We start from the raw sequence: 16,596 nt of genomic DNA, 5'->3' as shown, positions 1-16,596 counted from the left end.
ATTAAAGCTGATGGAGGCGCAACATGACCGAAAAAATTGCAATTCTCGTTGATTCAGGTTCGGATGTTCCTAAAAGTGTGCTGGATGCGAACCCGAATATCGCGGTTGTCCCATTGAACATTACGATGAACGGGCATAACTATTTGGACGCGGTTGATATTACCCCGGATGAATTTTATTCGGCATTGGCAACGGCTGAAACCTTGCCGAAAACATCCAGTCCTTCACCGCATGCAGCCAAAGAAGCGCTGGCAGGGCTGTTTGCGGCGGGTTATACGCAGATTCTTGGGATTACAATTTCGAGCGCGCTGTCAGTCACGCACCATGTCTTTCAACTAGCGGCGGAGGAGTTTCCCGACAAGCAGATTACCATTTTGGATACGAAAAGCATCGGCATTGGCAGTGGCATTCAAGTTGCCTATGCGACCTCGCTAATCAATGCCGGCGAATCGTTTCAGACGCTGGTGGCAAAAGTTGAAGCATCGATCGTTAAAAGTCGGATCTATTTTTACGTGCCGACGCTGAAATATTTGAGTGCCGGGGGACGAATTGGTCGGGTTGCCGGATTAGTCGGCTCGGTCTTACATATTAAACCGGTTATTTCATGTGATCCGGAAGGCGTTTATTATCCAATCTTTAAAGCCCGCTCGGAGGAAAAGGCGCTTCAAAAACTGGTCAATCAGATTGAGCAGGATTGCAAGAACAGTGATCATTATCGAATCGGAGTCGCGCACGGCCAGAATCCAACGCTGGTGAAGAAACTAGCCGCAAAAATAGAAGAAGCCACAGGACACCCGGTTGATTTTATCGGTGAAGTGTCACCATCGTTGGGAGTTCATACTGGACCGGGGTTGATTGGTGCTACTGTACAATCGTATTAAGCGTCTATGACGAATGGTTATTTTTTGCGAATGTTAAATGATGACCAGTCATTAAAGTTAAAACTAATTCTTTGCAAATTAAAGTCAGATAGATTTTCACACATAAAGGAAAATCTATCTGACTTTTCAGCAATTATCGGAAAAGATTGAAGATTTATTTTTGATTTAACCATAACCGATAAAAATGATTAACATCGAAATTCTGCAAACCCGAAACTTGTGCATCGCCAATTTCCATAATTGTTAAATCACCATTGATCTTTCGGGCAAAGTCGATTGTGAAAAAAGAAGATTTAATATCAGCGCCTTGTTTTTTAATGAATTGCTGATCGTTTGCATTCAAGCTTTCAAAATTCTTCCCCCAATAATCAATAACCACAAATGGATTTCTTTGCCAATAGAAAACGTGATATTCCTCAAATGTCGGATTGTTTGATAAGTAGGTGCCTGTCTGAAGTAGCGGAACAAACTCACGGATGACAAGACCACCAACAAGGTTCTCGCCCTGTCGAGTAATGAAGTTATGAATCACTTCCAAAGATTGTGAAAAGTTTTGAGCATTTGGAATGTAAAAGGCACTATACCATTCGTGCTTTCTGCTCTTAACAAAATCCTTTATTGTGACTGGTCCGGAAAATTGGTTAAGCACTCGTATGATACCTTTATCGGATAAATCGGTTGTCCAAGCTGATTTGAGTGTGTTAGAGTGATGGGCCCAGCTAGGAAGCAAATGGGTCCCTGTATAGGCGTGGGTATCAGTAAGCATTTTTGCTCCAGAAGCTAAGATTAAACTATTCATTTTAGAATATGTCTCTGGCCGTAACATCCATCCACGATAGATAACTGTTGTTTCAGAAGGAAAAGACGTATTCAACTCAAGCTGATTTTGATCTAATAAGCAATCAAGATTAATAAGCCGAACATTAGTCATGGATTTTGCAACCGTATATTCTTCGGCGTAATCTGGGTCGGGTTGAGAGACTCTTAAGGGATTTCCCGGAAACAACAATGTTAGTTTGCTAGTGTCCATTTTTAGACCCCACTTTGAATGATGGTGATGACCTAGAAGAGGTGTAGCCATAGAATGAGCTTTGAATTAGTTTAGCCAGCTAGTTGAATTTTATCGAAACAACGCCTTCATGCCAACCACTTATTCCGTTTCGCCATCTCAATTGCCTCAATCCGATTATGCACCCCTAGCTTACTAAAGATGGCCGACAAGTAGTTACGCACGGTGCCTTCAGATAGAAAAAGCGAGGCTGCGATTTGTTTGGAAGACAAACCACTGGCGACTTCCCCGAGAACGGCCAATTCGCGCTCTGTCAGGGGGTTGCTTTCAGCCGTGACCATGTTCGCAACTAATTCCGGTGCGTAAACTGTTTGCCCCGTCATCACTTTCCGGATAACGGCGATTAGGTCATCGCTTGGGCTGTCTTTCAAAAGATAACCGTTCACTTGAGCAGCAATAGCGCGTTGAAAATATACTTTTTGGGCGAAGGTAGTCAGGATAATGACTTTGGTAGGTAAAGCGTGCGTGTGAATTTGATCAGCAACATCCAGGCCGGTCATTTTCGGCATTTCAATGTCGAGGATCGCGACATCAGGCGGCTGCGATTGAATGGCTTGCCAAGCGGTGGCGCCGTCTTGTGCGCTGCCGATGACGGTTAAATCATCTTCCAAGTTGAGTAACTGCGAAAGTGCCGAGTTTAACATGCTTTGATCTTCGGCAAGGTATAACGTAATCATCATCAGGCCTCCTTTGGCAAAGTAAGTGAAACCCGTGTGCCTTGGCGATTATGGACAATGGAAAAAGTGCCGTTGACCGCTTGCATGCGTTGTTGCATGCCGCTAATACCATTTGACCCAGCGCGAACATAGCTTTTTGAATGACCGTCATCTTGAACCTCAACCAGATAAGCGGTAGGGGTTTGATCGAAGGTAATGATGGCTTGGTGAGCGTGCGCGTGGCGAATCACATTGGTAATGGCTTCGGAAATGACGGCGCTCAATTGGGCTTGAACGGTTGTCGGCCATTCAGTGGCTTCATTTTCCCCGTTTGTCAGTAAAACCACATCCGCTTCCGCGAGATTTTTACCTTGTTCCAACATCATTTCGCTGAGGGACTGCTGATGAAGGTCGTTGACAATGGCGCGAACCAATTGTAGGTTGTCGCGGCTGGTTTTAGCAATATCGTCTAATTCTTGGGCCACTCGTTCCGGCGCTTTGATGAGTAACTTTTTTGCCAATTCGGTTTTGAGCGTGATCATCGAGAAGCTTTGGCCAAGTGTGTCGTGCAAGTCACGCGCGATGCGTTCACGCTCACCGCGGCGAACAACCGCCTGCAGCCGCCGATTGGTTTGACTTAACTGGCGGCGACGGATGACTGAGCGCGCAAGGGTGTACGAAATCAGCGGTGAGGCTAATGGAAAAACAAGGTCGCTAATATTCGCATTGTCGAGACCAATGACGCCAGGATGAAACTGATTATAACGCCAGAGTCCGATGAACATAATCACGTAAAATGCGGTGGCAAACCAGCGAAAATATTTTCGCGGATACCGGGCCAAGATAAATGAAATCTGCCATCCTGGGTAAATAATCATGTAGTTATTGAAGGCAAAGATCGAAAACAAGCCGGCAATGAAGAGTTCTAGTGGAATCGTCACCGCCAGCCACCGATCGATTTCATTAACGAGAATATAAACGACCAGGAAAAGGACCCCTAAGCCAATCCACAGCCAGTCAATACTGGACTTGGTGGGGATGAACTCGCTCATAATATATGGCCAATAAAGCAGCCACACATAACTGGTCCATTCCAGATTGCTGAACCATAATCGAAAACTATGCCTCACCCAATGCCACGCCTCTCCGTTGTTCGTTTCGAGTCATTGCCACAACGACCAAGCCGGCAAGTAAGACCCAAACAACTATGCCAATCAAATTGGTTAAGTCTACTTTAGCACGTGACGTCAGTTCATTTAAGAGATTGTTGACGAAATAAGTCGGCATCAGCTTGCCAATTGTTTGAAGCCAACTTGGCAACATGCTGATGGGCCACCATAAGCCACTGACAAAGGCCATCGGAAAAGTCAGCAAGTTGCTGGCAAGACTGAGCATTTCTTCTCGATGGATATGTGACAGCGCAATTCCGATCATGAGCAAAGGCAGCTGTCCGATTAAGACCACAACTATCAGCCCCAACCATTGACTGATTTCAAGCCGAACGCCATTAACCCCAACTGCAATCCCGCCTAGCACCACAACTGACAGCAGACTCATCATCAACATCCAAAAGGTGATGGACGTGTAATAAGGTAAGGTGCCATGTGGAGAAAGCCGCAAAAAAGTTGTCAGGCCTTTTTCACGGTCACGTCTTAAGATAGAAGCAATGCTGAAGAAAGCCTCAATTAAAACACTGTAGACGATCATCTGGCCCAGGTAAGTGAGATTGAATTGCTTGATTTCTGCAGCTGATCCACTCACCATGATCTTAGTGAAGAGTAAATAAAATCCAGCTGGCATGATGATTGAAAAGAAAATGAATGAGGCGTTTCGGACGACTAATCGCTTGCCGTCAAAAGCTAATTGTGCAAGGAATGTTTTCATTTTATTTAGCCTCCTGTTGGGTTAACTGTAGGAAAATATCTTCTAGTGATTCACGATTCACACTCACTTGGTGTAGGCGGTCAAGCAGCGGTGTCAATGCGCGCAGGGTCTGGTCACCATCTGTGCTGTGAATGACGAGTTTATGCTTGAGATGATCAACGCGATCAACTGCAGGCAATCCGTTGAAAATGAGTAGTTGCAGGTCAGTTTCAAATGTAATGGTGGCACCTAGATGCTGTTTTTGCAGTTGCTGGAGGGAGCCGTCAAATGTGAAGCGACCTTTTTGCAGAATCAGCAGGCGGTCCGCAATTTGTTGGATTTCCTCGAGATAATGGCTGGTAATCACGATGGTTTTACCTTCTTGGCGCAATTGCTCGATGTTGTCCCAGAATGCTTTACGCGAGTTGGCATCCATCCCGACAGTAGGTTCATCGAGGAAAAGTAAGTCCGGTTGGTTGATTAAGGCAACGGCAAATGTCACCCGACGCAATTGCCCACCGGAAAGACTGCCGAGTCGCTGTGTTTTAAAAGGTTCTAAGCGTAAGTCCGTGAGCAATTTATTAGTGTCAAGCGGATGATCGCTTTCAGCCGCAGCAAGCTTCAGTAAATCTGCAATCGTGATGCCGGGAACAACCATGTCGCCTTGAAGCATCGACCCGATCCGTGCCTTGCTAATAGCCGATCCGGGCTGCTGTTCAAAAACGCTGACCGCGCCTTCACCTTTAAGTAGTCCTAGCAAAATGTTCAGCAAGGTGGTTTTACCTGCGCCGTTAATGCCGATCAAACCGATGATTTCACCGGCGTTTACCGTTAAGTTAATATCATTTAAAACTTGTTTTTTACCATAGCTGAATTTCAGATGTTCAGTTCGAATAATGGTGTGCATGTCATCCACCTCCAACATCGATACTATGCGGCCACCATGATTGCCAGTAGTCGCGATTGTCATGAATGTGATGTGACAAATGTCATGACTGACGATTTTGGGGGGCGGGAGAAGCGCGCGGCCTTTGTTGGAATGACATAAATCGTTAAACGAGTCATATTAATGAGGCAGCAGCATCTCTATTGTGCGAACCGTACTTCTTGTATAATGGAGGGAATATGGACGCGGATTAAAAGAGGGGAATCAGGAAGATGGCAGCGACATTATCGGAGCCTTTGCGTAATCTATTATTAGCAAGTCAATTAGGACTGAGTGTGCATCATCCTTTAGCTGGCTGGTCAGTGCTGACGATTCTTTATCGCGATGCCGGCAGCAGCAGTGAACCGATCACCTTGAGTTATTTAGCCCGGAAGTACAACAACGATTATCTTGATGGCCTCAGTGGGGAAACGCCCATTGCCGATGACGTCTTGAAAAAGGTGCTCGATGTCCTCGTGACGCAAGCAGGGTTAGTTGAAGTAAGCCCGCGAAAAGTACGCGCCCGCATGCGCAGCGGTCAGTACCATATCCGCCAGTCATATGTTTACCGGATCACAAGCAGCGGCATTGAATACTTGAAAATGATGCAAAAAGTCATCGATGCCGAAAGTACCATTACGGCCAACACCAATCGGATTCAGGAATACGTGGATCTGGTCGAAAAACTGAGTGTACCGGTTCGTTCGGGGGCCGACACCCGGCTTTACAATGATTTTAAAAATATGCTTGATGCTTATGACGATGTGATGAAAGGCATTCATAAATTAGAAGATGATCTTGATGAGATTGCAAACGATATTGCCTTTAACCATGGAAGTCAGGCTGCAGCCCACTTGCAGCAAATGTTGCGCCAAGAAGCGATCCCGGCATACCGGCAAATGTTGAATCAGGCAGCACGTATTCAAGGTTTGGCTGACGACCGTACTTTTCCTGATCAGATTGCCCATTCCCAGCAGGCTAAAGGGGATCTGGATGCTGCTCACGCTGTCGGCCGTCAAGAAGTGCTAGTCACTCGCTTTCAGCGGACCAAGCAATGGGCACAGTCGCAGCTCAATCGGTTATCGCTAAGTATGAGTCCAACGACGACCGCGATTGATAGTAGTCTCGATTCGATTTATCTTGTCTTTAATACCTTGTTAGGCATCGTGCGTTTACTTAGTCAGGAATTTGAACATGCTAAGCGCCAAACGATTGACTTGAAAGCACTGTCTAAGAAAATTGATGGGTTACTCGCACATTACGCCCAGCTGACGATTCCTGCCCAGATCCCACGGCACTTGCCGGCGGATCGTGAAGTTGATGACCCCAATGACTTGCTAGATGCGTCTACGATGGGGCCAGTTCATTATTTAGCCAATCCCATTACAAAGCAGCCGGCCAGTGCCGCCGACAATCCGACCGTCACCGATGATGCACCGAGCGAGCAGGCCCAACTGGCAGGACTGCGAGAATTTCGGCGGACGTTGATGGTGGATGATTTCCATGGCCGGGTTGATCACAATTTGACGCTCAAGACAGTTATCGCGCGCGATGAAATCGTTAAACTATTTGCTGCCACCTATCACAAAGATCTTGCTGCTTTTGCTCCATTTGGTCGCGCAACCAAATCAGTCGAAGCATTACCGGATTCGCCGCCGTTACAGCTGCAAGTGGCAGGCGAAGATTATGCAGTTGTGCTGCCGCATGGGTTCACGTTTTCGTTTGATTAAGGAGAAGAAATAAGATGGCGCAAATAACTAAACGCGATCAACTGGTGATTAATGAATTGTTGGATCACGGGGTGTTTACCACCACGCCGCTTGCTGCCGCCACGCAATTGAGTCGAGGTGCCATTGCGGATTTAAAGAAACCTTCCGTGCAGAAACGAATCGGATTTTACTTTAAGAACATGTTCGGCATCACGCCCGAAAACTTTCAAGAAAATCTGCTTTTTCTGTTGGGAACCGAGAAACTTTCGCCGGTGCAGGTTCATGTTCTTTTGGCAACGGTTAAAACGATCATTAATGAGCCGGAATTACAGAATAATCAAGCGGATCGGGCCATTGCCACCCAAAAAATCATCCGGCAGGTGCATAGCGAGGTTACGGAGTTAGAGGAGCGGGAATTGTTGCGTACCGTTGATGCACTGTTCGTAAAACGATTCGGGTTGTTCACCCCAGATCGCTTTGAAGACGATTCGGAAAATGTACCAGCAGAGATTGATGATTATTGGGAGGTTCATCCGGATTTCAATGAATTTGCCCAAAACTTGGTGAATTATTTGGTCAATGTCCAGTCCCAAGAGGAAGTAAGCGAGATTCAAAAAGTTAACCGTGTTTTACTGACAGAACAATTTATGAGTCCTAAAGCCAATCCGCAACTTTGGTCAACGTTGGCTGTCAACAAGCAAGAGATTGCCGAACAGTGGGCGCAAGGCGGGCGGTTTGTTTTAGAAATCGGGGATCGTTATGCGCTGCTACTGGACACGCAACGCCAGCCTAGTGTTGCCAAGCCTTATCTAGTCGCTTTGGCAGTGGCCCATCAACTTGGCGCAGGGGTGGCGGCCGCTGATTTAACCGCACTCATTAGAAAAGTGACAGGAGAAATTTTTCCGGGATTTACCATTCAACCCAGCCAGGTAAAAGCAGCATTATTGGAGAATGATTTGATGGTTAACCAAGATGACTACTGGCTGCCAACACCGATTGTAGGACGCTTTTTAGTTACTCAGGAGGAAGATATAAAGGGAGATACGGCATCATGACGCAAATTTTGGTACCTGTCAGTTACCATTTACGCAACTTTAATAAATACGCCAAATTAGATATGCAAGCTGCAAAAAATGGCAACCTGACTTTAATTGGCGAAAACGCGGTCGGCAAAACGACACTAGCCAACTGCTTCTTCCCGATGCTCATTGATGGCGCGATTACGACGCCATCGTTCAACCCCGCCAAGAATACAGAAAAAGTGTCGCAAAGTACCAGTGCCCGCAATAGTAGTCGGGACACACGGACGTTTGAATCGATGCTGCTTGGCTGGGGGCCGGGCGCAATGAAAGTACGAACCGGCTATAGTTATGTCTTGTTGCGTTCTGACCAGCGCCAGGTATTGCTTGGTTTAGGAGCCACCCGCGTACAAGACGATCCCCGCAAACCAACATGGTGGTTTGTGGTCATTTCGAATGAAACTCAAACACCAATAGACTTGCAAACGACTGATAATAAAGGAAAAAGTTTAGACAAGCTCGGTTTTAAGGCCGCCAATGCAGCTCTAGGCGATCAATTGCATGTTTTTGAGCGCCCTGAAGACTACCGCGAATTTGTTGCCACTCGCGTTTATGGCTTTAGCGATGGCAAAGTACTGGGCCGGTTAGCCAATGCTTATCGGCTATTGGCCTCGCCGACTTTGACTTCCGGGAATGAAAAGTTTGCACCGATACTGGCAGCCTTAAAAGATGCACAAGAAGGCATTGATCCAATGGTGATTCGCCGAGTTGCTGACAGTCAGCGTCAAGTCAATTTTTATCGCGGGCTTTTGAAGCGCATCGGCGAAGGGCAGCGGCGATTGAAGCGGATGAAATCACGAATCTTTTGGCATAATCTGAACCATCTTCAGGAGATTCTGCTGACGCCATACAGTCGCTTGTTTGCCAGTAACACTGCCGATCGGGAGAATCTGATTCATACTGAGCAAGAAGTGGCGGCATATAAAGCGCAGTTAGGGGATCTGAATCAGGCATTAGCAGAAGTGACAACGCTATTAGAGCAGTTGCGCGACGAAAAAGCCGAGCAGGATCAGCTGATCAAACGCCGGACGCAATATGACGAACAAATCGCGACACTCCAGGGAAAACTCGATGACTATCAGGCAACTCAAGCCAAGATCAAGAAGTATCAAACCAAATTGAATGAGCTAATGGCGCAACATGACGCGTTAACGCAGCAACTAAACGCACATTTACAAACTCAGTTGGCACCAATTAAAGTGCAGTTACTTGCGCGCACGAGTGAATTAAATGATTTCTCTAATGTGATGCAAGCTGATGCGTGGGAAGAGATCCAGACCCGGCTAAGTCATTACCTTCATCAGCTGTCGGCCGCCAAAGTACAATATGATGGCCTTGAAGAAACCATGAATCGTCTCAGTGCCGATATCGAGATCACCAAGCAGATGCAAACCAAGATGGGCGATGCGATCGATAATCGGGTACAAGGCTTTGGCAGTGGCCGAGTGCATGATGGTTTGCAACAAGACAACCAAACAATTCACGAAGCCGGTGCGGCGCAAATGAATAAGCAGTATCAGCCGCTGCTTGATCAACAAACGGCCATTTTGGCAAAGCATCCGGACCTAAAAGTGATACTAAAGAATGCGACCATTTTGCCGCAGCTGACGGCGATTCAAAAGCAGCTCAAACCGCTGATTAAAACGTTAAGTAAGTTGCAGACTGAACTGCGCGCAAATGAAGGACAGCAATCCGCGCAAAAAGCCACCTTAGACGCATTAAACGGAACGATCGATCCTGAATTTGATGCCGCGGGTTTGCAAGCAACGATTACACGATTGAAGGCAGAGCGGGCTACGCTGAAAGTTGATCCCGACTTACCTAAACGTTTGTCGGCGACTGCTACCAAACAACAGAAACTGAATCAACAAGTCCAAAGTGTTGAATCGGAAATCAATCAGCGTCAAGGGACGATCCATGTTTTAACCGCAAACATCAAAAGCGCCACCACTCGCCTTGAAGAATGGGCCGCGGATGGTGCTTCGAAGTTGAAGACGTTAAAACCGTATTTTCCCGAAGACGTTCGGCTTAAGGATATTGATGAATTACTGGCTTTTGCGCATAGTAACCGCAGTCGCATTCGCAGCAGTAGTTATGCAGATATCAGCGATCAGATCGGGCGCCTGATTCATCGCCATGATGGTCAAGGGGAAGATCGAAACGCGCTGGATGTGCTGTTTGCCGAGCGGGGATTTCCAGCCGAGGCAAGCGCTATGCGGCAGCAACGTTCGATTCCTAGCAACGGCTTGACGGTGGTGGCATTTGATATCAACGATGCCATGCGTCTTTTGCGTGAAGATTACGCTGGCGTTGAAAAAGCGTTAGCCGAAGAAAAAAGCGGTAATGATATGGCTTATACCACCTTTGTGCAAGCAGCCGTTGCAGCCATTAGTGCTCAGTATCATGTCATGACGACTTAGAATGAAATCCTCGCTCAAGGCGCCAGTCATCAGCACATCAAGTTGAAGGTACGACTCAGCCCAGTTGAAGGCATCGCCCCGGAAGCCATTACCGAAGCCTGCGACTCTCAGCGGCAACAGCGGCCACATTTGGAATCGTTGGTTAAACAGCGACTTGAACAGCTGGCCAACAATACTGAAGTCTCCGACGATGATGATGCTTTCTTTGCAGCAGCTGAAAACTTACTTGATACGCGTACATGGTCAGATTTTCAGGTGTTGATTCGGCGCCGTCAAAGTGGTGAAAACGACTTCGAAGTGGTGGACGACAAATTCGTTCAATCCGGTGGCTCCGGCGCGGAAAAGGCGCAAGCGATGGTCTTGCCATTGCTTCTAGTGCCCAAGATGGTGTTACAGCGGTCAAAAATGCGTGACGCCCCGCATTTGGTGATGTTTGATGAGTTTGCAGATAAGTTAGATCCTGAAACCGCAAAATCCTTTGCGAAGACCATTGTCAACTTTGGTTTCAGTTTTATTGCGACTATGCCAAGCGGGGCTCAGAACAAGCTTTTGGCCGATGGGGTGGATAATATTGTCTGGGATGTCATGGGCTCGCCACAACAAGGCGATGGGAAGTTTCATCTTAATCGGGTGCAGCAGAACTTTATTTGGAAGAAGGATACCTGATTCCAGATTGATAGGGCTATTGCCGAGCGAGGTAAAAGCAAGCCAATACTGAAGTCATCACTGTTTTTGAGAATAAATTGACGTCATATCAATCTGTAGCCTATAATATAGGTGTTGAAAAGAGGCCACCGGGGGGCCTCCCGATGACCTCAACGCGTTTCAGATGACGAGGGGAAAAGCTAGCCGTTTTGGTTAGCTTTTTTGATTATCGCGTACGCTTTCGCAATACTGGTAATCAGTATGCTTAGCGCGATGATAATCGACGCCACATCCAATGCGGCGACCCCCTTTCGTCTCCTGAACTTGGCATGGCCATCACCTCCGCGTTTCCAGAATATTGAGGGGTGTGAGCCATCCAATCCGCTAGGCAAAGAAGAAAGGGTAATTGGTCCTTTCTCGATGCTTGGTTATAGTTTATAGATGTTGAAATAAGAGGTCAATCAGTAAATCTTTTGGCACAAAAAAGGCTTAAATACATACAACAACACAGCCGCAACCTGCCCAAAGCAAGATAGGTGTTACCAAACAACTTTCCAACAATTGTTTTTCAAACGCTGACTGAAAACCGGTTTTATCAAGGAAAAAATTTTGGTCAGTGCGAAATGTATGAAGGGGTGACAAAGTGAGTCAATATATTGAGGCATTTGAAAAGGCAACGGGACAATCAGCGCCAGACCGGGCAGCTAAACTTGACGAGTTGTTTAACCAAATTAAACGCGGTAAAGCCTTGCCGCCGCGGGGACAGCAGGCAGTCGCCATGGGACTCACAGCGCATACACTCAACGATGCTCGTGAAGATCCGGCGCTGTTTGCCTACTATCGGTGGGTCATGACGCACTGCTTTCAGTCTGGACAGGTCAATGAACTAACAGCGCGGTTGATCGGCATGGCGTTCACGTCTGCAAATGTTTTTGAAACCGACTTACCCCAACCCTTGACGTTGAATCCTTGGCAACTCACACCGATGCTCGACTTTCCGTTGAAAAACAAACAGGCGGTGGTCATCGAAAATAACGGTGTGTTTGCGTTGCTTCATCAGGAACATCCGGACTGGCCATTGATTTTACAGTCCGGCAATGACTTCAATGACGTGTATGTGCGACTCATTCAAGGACTGGAAGAACGAGGGATGCGTTATGCATATTTAGGCGACATTGATAGTGCTGGTATCCGCATGGCCGACCGATTTGCCAGTCTTTTGAAGCAAACGTCAGCTGAGGAGGTAGCAGCATTACAGACGCCAACTGATGTTCGAGTATGGTTAGCAGATCTAGGGAAAAAGAATGCGAAACGTACTAAACAGCTCAATGTGATGACGCGCGTGTATCAGGATGAGATGACAACGATTGCACTGTTTGGCAAGTTCATTGAGCAAGAACAGTTGGTGACGATTTATGAAAAGCGGATTGCCGCATGGCTTAAGGTGGGAAAATAGCTGGATACTTGTGTGGCTACATTTTAAAGAAAAAAATTATCTTTCACAAAACAAGTTTGACCAATAGAAAAGGGCCGAGTTGTCACAAGATCGGTCCTTTTGCAATGCCTATTTTATACAAAAACGGGCACAGCCAAGTATATAGTTTGTGTTAACAATGATTGAAATGTTTGGAGAGATGAAACTTTGTGTGTTGCTGTAGTTCAGCACTGAGGAGGCTTTAGGTTCTCATCGACCAGTCTCTAAGAAAAGTCACGTGTGGCCAAATCTCTCACTGAATAATTAGAGCTATTCATCAACTGAACCTTGATCGAGCTCAAAGTCTTCTGAACAGCGGTGGAAGATTCGTGAATTTGAACAACAAGATTTCTTTTTACTACGTTATTTGTATCAGAAACAAGCCTTTGAAGCTGGCCAAGAGCAATTTCGGAATATTGGGGATCATCGGAAAGGTCCACTAGTGACTGAGAAATATTTGTGAGTAATTTGTTCTCACTGTCTCTTGAGTTGTGGGTAATCAAGAATTGCAAAATTTGCGGTAAGGTGTTCCTGAGTTTCGATCTGCGAAGAGCCAATGGAACAAAATTGACTAATAATTCAGAAACAAAAAGAAGATATCGCGGGCTGGTGTCAAGAGTAAGTGTCAAAAGTAATTTTCCAGTGTCTACTCCTAAAACTGATATATCAACAAATGAACGGATGGCATCAATTAAGGATGTGGGTGTGCTTATCTCAAAGAAACCTGAAGGCTCGGCGGTAATCTTACTGGTTCGAATTTTATCACTTGTCTTTTCAAAGTCTTTATAGCTATCATTCGACTGTGAAAGCAGAGTCATAAGCAGTTCAGTTGCCGACTGCTTTGTACTAATAACTTGGTGAGGATTGTTGAGTGTGTCGACAATCTGTTCAAAGACTTGCCCAGTCATTTGGGGATTCAGTCCCGCATGCTTTTTTATTGAAATATTTAATGTGGCGAAGGGGTCTGTTGCGAACCCGAAAGTTAATTTACCATCTTGCTTATCGTTTTGTGATTTCATTTCGGAAAGTTGATCTTCCAAAAAATCGTTGTAACCAGCATCTTCCTGATTGTTCCAAATGAAAGGAGCAATTTCGTGATTGAAGAACGTCTCGTGGTTTTTGATGAGGAATTTTTTTAGCTCCCTTGATTCATTTGGCCAAGCAGACAAAACTGACAGGATTGCGAGTCGGATTTTGCCTGTGAAGCGTGTTTGATCCGAATTTTTTACGATGGTGAAGAGAACTGCGATGACCCGATGCTGCTGATCAATTTGAGCAGCGGTATAATCTATTGCGCCAAATATGATGTCTGCCAACTCTTCATAGTAGTGCTTCAATGAAGGAACTAAAGCTTCCAAAATAGCGATAATATCATTTTGCGGAATTCTAAAACTATTTCGTAATAGACCCAAAATGTCAGTGGGAGATTGCCTAATGGAAACCTTTCGAGTCGCCCATACTTTTATTTTTTTGTAAAGAATTGTCCAAGTATCATTGAAGCTTTTGTCTGAGAGATAGTCACCAACGAGGCGTAGTGAACTTGCTTCTACACTTAGCTTTTCGGCGTCTACAGGGTATGATTGGGATGATTTGATAAGAGAAAGTGCGTCCTCTTCAGAAAATTGTCCCACTAGATAGTTATAATGCGAGATCCAGGGGGCCATACCCTTATAGGAATCTCCCATAAGTAGTTTATTTTGTAACAAGTCTTGTAAATACTCTACATTTTGATATTTCCGCAATAGCATTTCAGAAATAATATTGAGATTCTTTGGTAGTTGCCGAATCTGTGTAATTGATCCGTTGCATGCAGCGACTACAAATGCGTCAGTGAGTAAATCTGGATACACTGCGATACCAGGGCCATATGAACTTTCCTGTGTAGAAGAAGCAGTTAAAGTTTTGTTCTCTTCTTCCCTTACCCAAGAATAGACGCGCTCAAGTGAGTGGTCAATTCCTGGGTAAAAGAAAGGTTTCGGGAATTCTTCAAGTTGTTTTTAATATGGGTTTTCGTCATTCGGCGGATTCTTTTCTTCGACTTCGATATTTAGTAAGTTGCGGAGGGTCGATGAGGGTGTCTTGTAACATCCATGTGGGGACTTCGTTGATCTCTGCATTCCTTAGTAGTTCTTTGAGCGTCTTTGAAGCCTCTTTTGGTTTAGATGAGAAGAATAAGTAGACTGCTTTTAACTTGGCAGTAAGCACTTTCTTTAAGGGCTCAGGCAAAGTTGTTTTAGGGTTTGCGGACTGAATTCCCAAAAACATTAATTTGTCCCAGTTAAAAGGTAACCTCTTGTTGTAGAAAATCCGTAAAATCAGATTACTAACGCTTTCATCAATAGGGGAGTCTGCCGCATCTCGTTTCCTTCCAAGGGTATCGTGAAAAACTCGGGTTCGAATCATCTCTTTAGAAAGCCCTATCTTTTTGAACATCGTTTTTTCAAAAAGAAATGATGTGTCAGGGACAAATGATTCATCAGAAGAATTGATCGTATTGAGTTGTTCTTCGTTAAAAATAGGGGAGTTCTTATTGAAAAAAGCCTTAAAAGTTGTAACCATCTGATTGAAAAGAATGTTCTCAATCTCGTCAAGGTAATCTTCACTTCTTGGAAGCACCTGCACCCAGTTGTTTTCCCCCTGCGCCAGTAACTGCTGTTGCATTTTTGAACCTTTGTCATTCTTGGATGGAAGTATACAAAAGAGCCTTGGGATTTGGTGATTTCTAGCTGCCGTAATCTCTATCTGCACACCGGCTGGTATCGGATACTCAGAATCTAAAAGTACAATCACAAGGTTGGAGTCCACAAGTTGAGTTAGATATTCAGTCTCTGGTTCCAGAATTGAGGAAATATCTTGTTCTAGAATAAATGGTTCGATGAACTGGTATTTAGTTAATCGATCATTTAGAGAAGTCCGTAATTCAAGAATCCTCTTTCTCTCCGGTTTATCGGGATTTTTCATGGCTGAGCTAATAAATATACGAAGTGGACGCAATTTCTCTTTTCTCATTATTCTATCCTTTGGCAGGCTACATTATCATTCTATCGTTGGATTTTTAATTGTATCTATACTGTTAATGATCAATATTCGATTTTTCCTCTATATCTTATCTAAATGCGAGTTTACGTATTGTCAATGGAGACGTTGAACATCGGCCAAGGTATCTTTTGTCTGACCAGCATACATATAAATAATGTTATCCAGAATAAGTACGCTTTTTCGGATTTTTGCCGGAATCGTCAACGATTTCGTCTTTGTGAAAATATTTTGCACGAGTTTGATTTAATCAATCAGGTAATTAATTGAACTCAGGCTTTTCTTTTAACTGTTATTGTTATAATTAGAGGCTATTAAACCTTGACTTGCTTTGAGCCCTTTAAACGCGTTTTTAAAAATGCATAATCGTATCTTAAGATGGAGTAAACGATCAGCACTCCTCCCGAGACACACGTTTGTTCGGTCTTACCAATTCTTATCTGCAAAGAACTTTGAGTTATCTTTTGATCTTTTCTCAATCGCCTGACCTTCATGCCCACCTTGATCTCGATTGCTTTTTCTTCGTTCACATCGATCTTTAATTTCACCCGTCTGAAAACTGTAATAATCTCAGCAGCTCTTTGCAATATAGACTTTTGGTCTTATTGATGATAATTGAAACATTGATAGTGTTTCTCGTCAAGCATAACAAGTTTAGTCTGAAAATCGGCTGGAAATTCAATAAAAATAATAATTTTTTGATTTTTCACGAATCTTAAAACTCACCATACATTCGACAAGTTGTCTTGGCTTGTATGGCGCCAATTAAAAACCGCCGCGCGTAAACCCGACTGTTTTATCTCGCTCACTGGGTTGCTATAATGATATTTGCTGAGTAA

14 protein-coding genes are annotated in these 16,596 nt (G+C 44.9%); 6 read left to right on the top strand and 8 right to left on the bottom strand.

All coding sequences use genetic code 11. The features are described from left to right. Positions 1-23 precede the first annotated feature (23 nt). Entirely contained in the window at positions 24-881 is an 858-nt protein-coding gene (locus tag ACWP87_RS09405; protein WP_014569550.1) for a DegV family protein, read from the top strand. A gap of 154 nt (positions 882-1,035) precedes the next feature. Here ACWP87_RS09405 and ACWP87_RS09400 read toward each other — a convergent pair whose 3' ends face one another. The 5 genes from ACWP87_RS09400 to ACWP87_RS09380 form a co-directional block, all read right to left on the bottom strand. Further along, positions 1,036-1,911, bottom strand: a complete 876-nt coding sequence (locus ACWP87_RS09400; RefSeq protein ID WP_223804848.1) for an ATP-grasp domain-containing protein — start codon at positions 1,909-1,911, stop codon at positions 1,036-1,038. 107 nt (positions 1,912-2,018) lie between these two features. Further along, positions 2,019-2,627 carry a response regulator transcription factor gene (locus ACWP87_RS09395; RefSeq protein ID WP_015764933.1) on the bottom strand — a complete coding sequence of 203 codons (609 nt, stop codon included), beginning with the start codon at positions 2,625-2,627 and terminating at the stop codon, positions 2,019-2,021. Positions 2,628-2,629: 2 nt separating this feature from the next. Next, complete coding sequence (locus ACWP87_RS09390; RefSeq protein WP_087307825.1) at positions 2,630-3,658, bottom strand: sensor histidine kinase; 1,029 nt, start codon at positions 3,656-3,658, stop codon at positions 2,630-2,632. Positions 3,659-3,725: 67 nt separating this feature from the next. Next, positions 3,726-4,490 (bottom strand): ABC transporter permease, encoded by a 765-nt coding sequence (locus ACWP87_RS09385; protein ID WP_014569554.1) that lies wholly within the window; start codon positions 4,488-4,490, stop codon positions 3,726-3,728. A 1-nt stretch (position 4,491) separates the two neighbouring features. Next, complete coding sequence (locus ACWP87_RS09380; protein WP_014569555.1) at positions 4,492-5,376, bottom strand: ABC transporter ATP-binding protein; 885 nt, start codon at positions 5,374-5,376, stop codon at positions 4,492-4,494. Positions 5,377-5,627: 251 nt separating this feature from the next. On the opposite strand from ACWP87_RS09380, the gene ACWP87_RS09375 reads away from it, so the two are divergent. From ACWP87_RS09375 to ACWP87_RS09355, 5 genes are all read left to right on the top strand, one after another. Next, on the top strand, positions 5,628-7,124 hold the full coding sequence (locus ACWP87_RS09375) for a hypothetical protein (RefSeq protein WP_014569556.1): 1,497 nt from the start codon (positions 5,628-5,630) through the stop codon (positions 7,122-7,124). Positions 7,125-7,138: 14 nt separating this feature from the next. Then, positions 7,139-8,158 (top strand): hypothetical protein, encoded by a 1,020-nt coding sequence (locus ACWP87_RS09370; RefSeq protein WP_014569557.1) that lies wholly within the window; start codon positions 7,139-7,141, stop codon positions 8,156-8,158. After that, positions 8,155-10,602, top strand: a complete 2,448-nt coding sequence (locus ACWP87_RS09365; protein ID WP_014569558.1) for a coiled-coil domain-containing protein — start codon at positions 8,155-8,157, stop codon at positions 10,600-10,602. Before ACWP87_RS09370 ends, ACWP87_RS09365 begins: the two co-directional genes overlap by 4 nt. A 42-nt stretch (positions 10,603-10,644) precedes the next feature. After that, positions 10,645-11,268: an SbcC/MukB-like Walker B domain-containing protein gene (locus ACWP87_RS09360; RefSeq protein ID WP_014569559.1), complete on the top strand. Its 624-nt coding sequence runs from the start codon at positions 10,645-10,647 to the stop codon at positions 11,266-11,268. A gap of 622 nt (positions 11,269-11,890) precedes the next feature. Next, the gene (locus ACWP87_RS09355; protein ID WP_014569560.1) at positions 11,891-12,703 is read left to right on the top strand and encodes a DUF2399 domain-containing protein; all 813 of its coding nucleotides are present in this window, start codon (positions 11,891-11,893) and stop codon (positions 12,701-12,703) included. 242 nt (positions 12,704-12,945) lie between these two features. On the opposite strand, the gene ACWP87_RS09350 is transcribed toward ACWP87_RS09355, so the two are convergent. The 3 genes from ACWP87_RS09350 to ACWP87_RS09340 all read right to left on the bottom strand — a co-directional run bounded on the left by ACWP87_RS09350 (position 12,946) and on the right by ACWP87_RS09340 (position 16,305). After that, complete coding sequence (locus tag ACWP87_RS09350; protein ID WP_014569561.1) at positions 12,946-14,571, bottom strand: hypothetical protein; 1,626 nt, start codon at positions 14,569-14,571, stop codon at positions 12,946-12,948. A 163-nt stretch (positions 14,572-14,734) separates the two neighbouring features. Beyond that, positions 14,735-15,682 (bottom strand): hypothetical protein, encoded by a 948-nt coding sequence (locus ACWP87_RS09345; RefSeq protein WP_223804846.1) that lies wholly within the window; start codon positions 15,680-15,682, stop codon positions 14,735-14,737. Positions 15,683-16,071: 389 nt separating this feature from the next. Then, entirely contained in the window at positions 16,072-16,305 is a 234-nt protein-coding gene (locus ACWP87_RS09340) for a hypothetical protein (RefSeq protein ID WP_129303124.1), read from the bottom strand. Positions 16,306-16,596 lie beyond the last annotated feature (291 nt).

The organism is Lacticaseibacillus sp. 22, from assembly GCF_055413445.1.
Note: the sequence above shows the minus strand (reverse complement) of the source record. Positions and strands in the feature narration are given on the sequence as shown.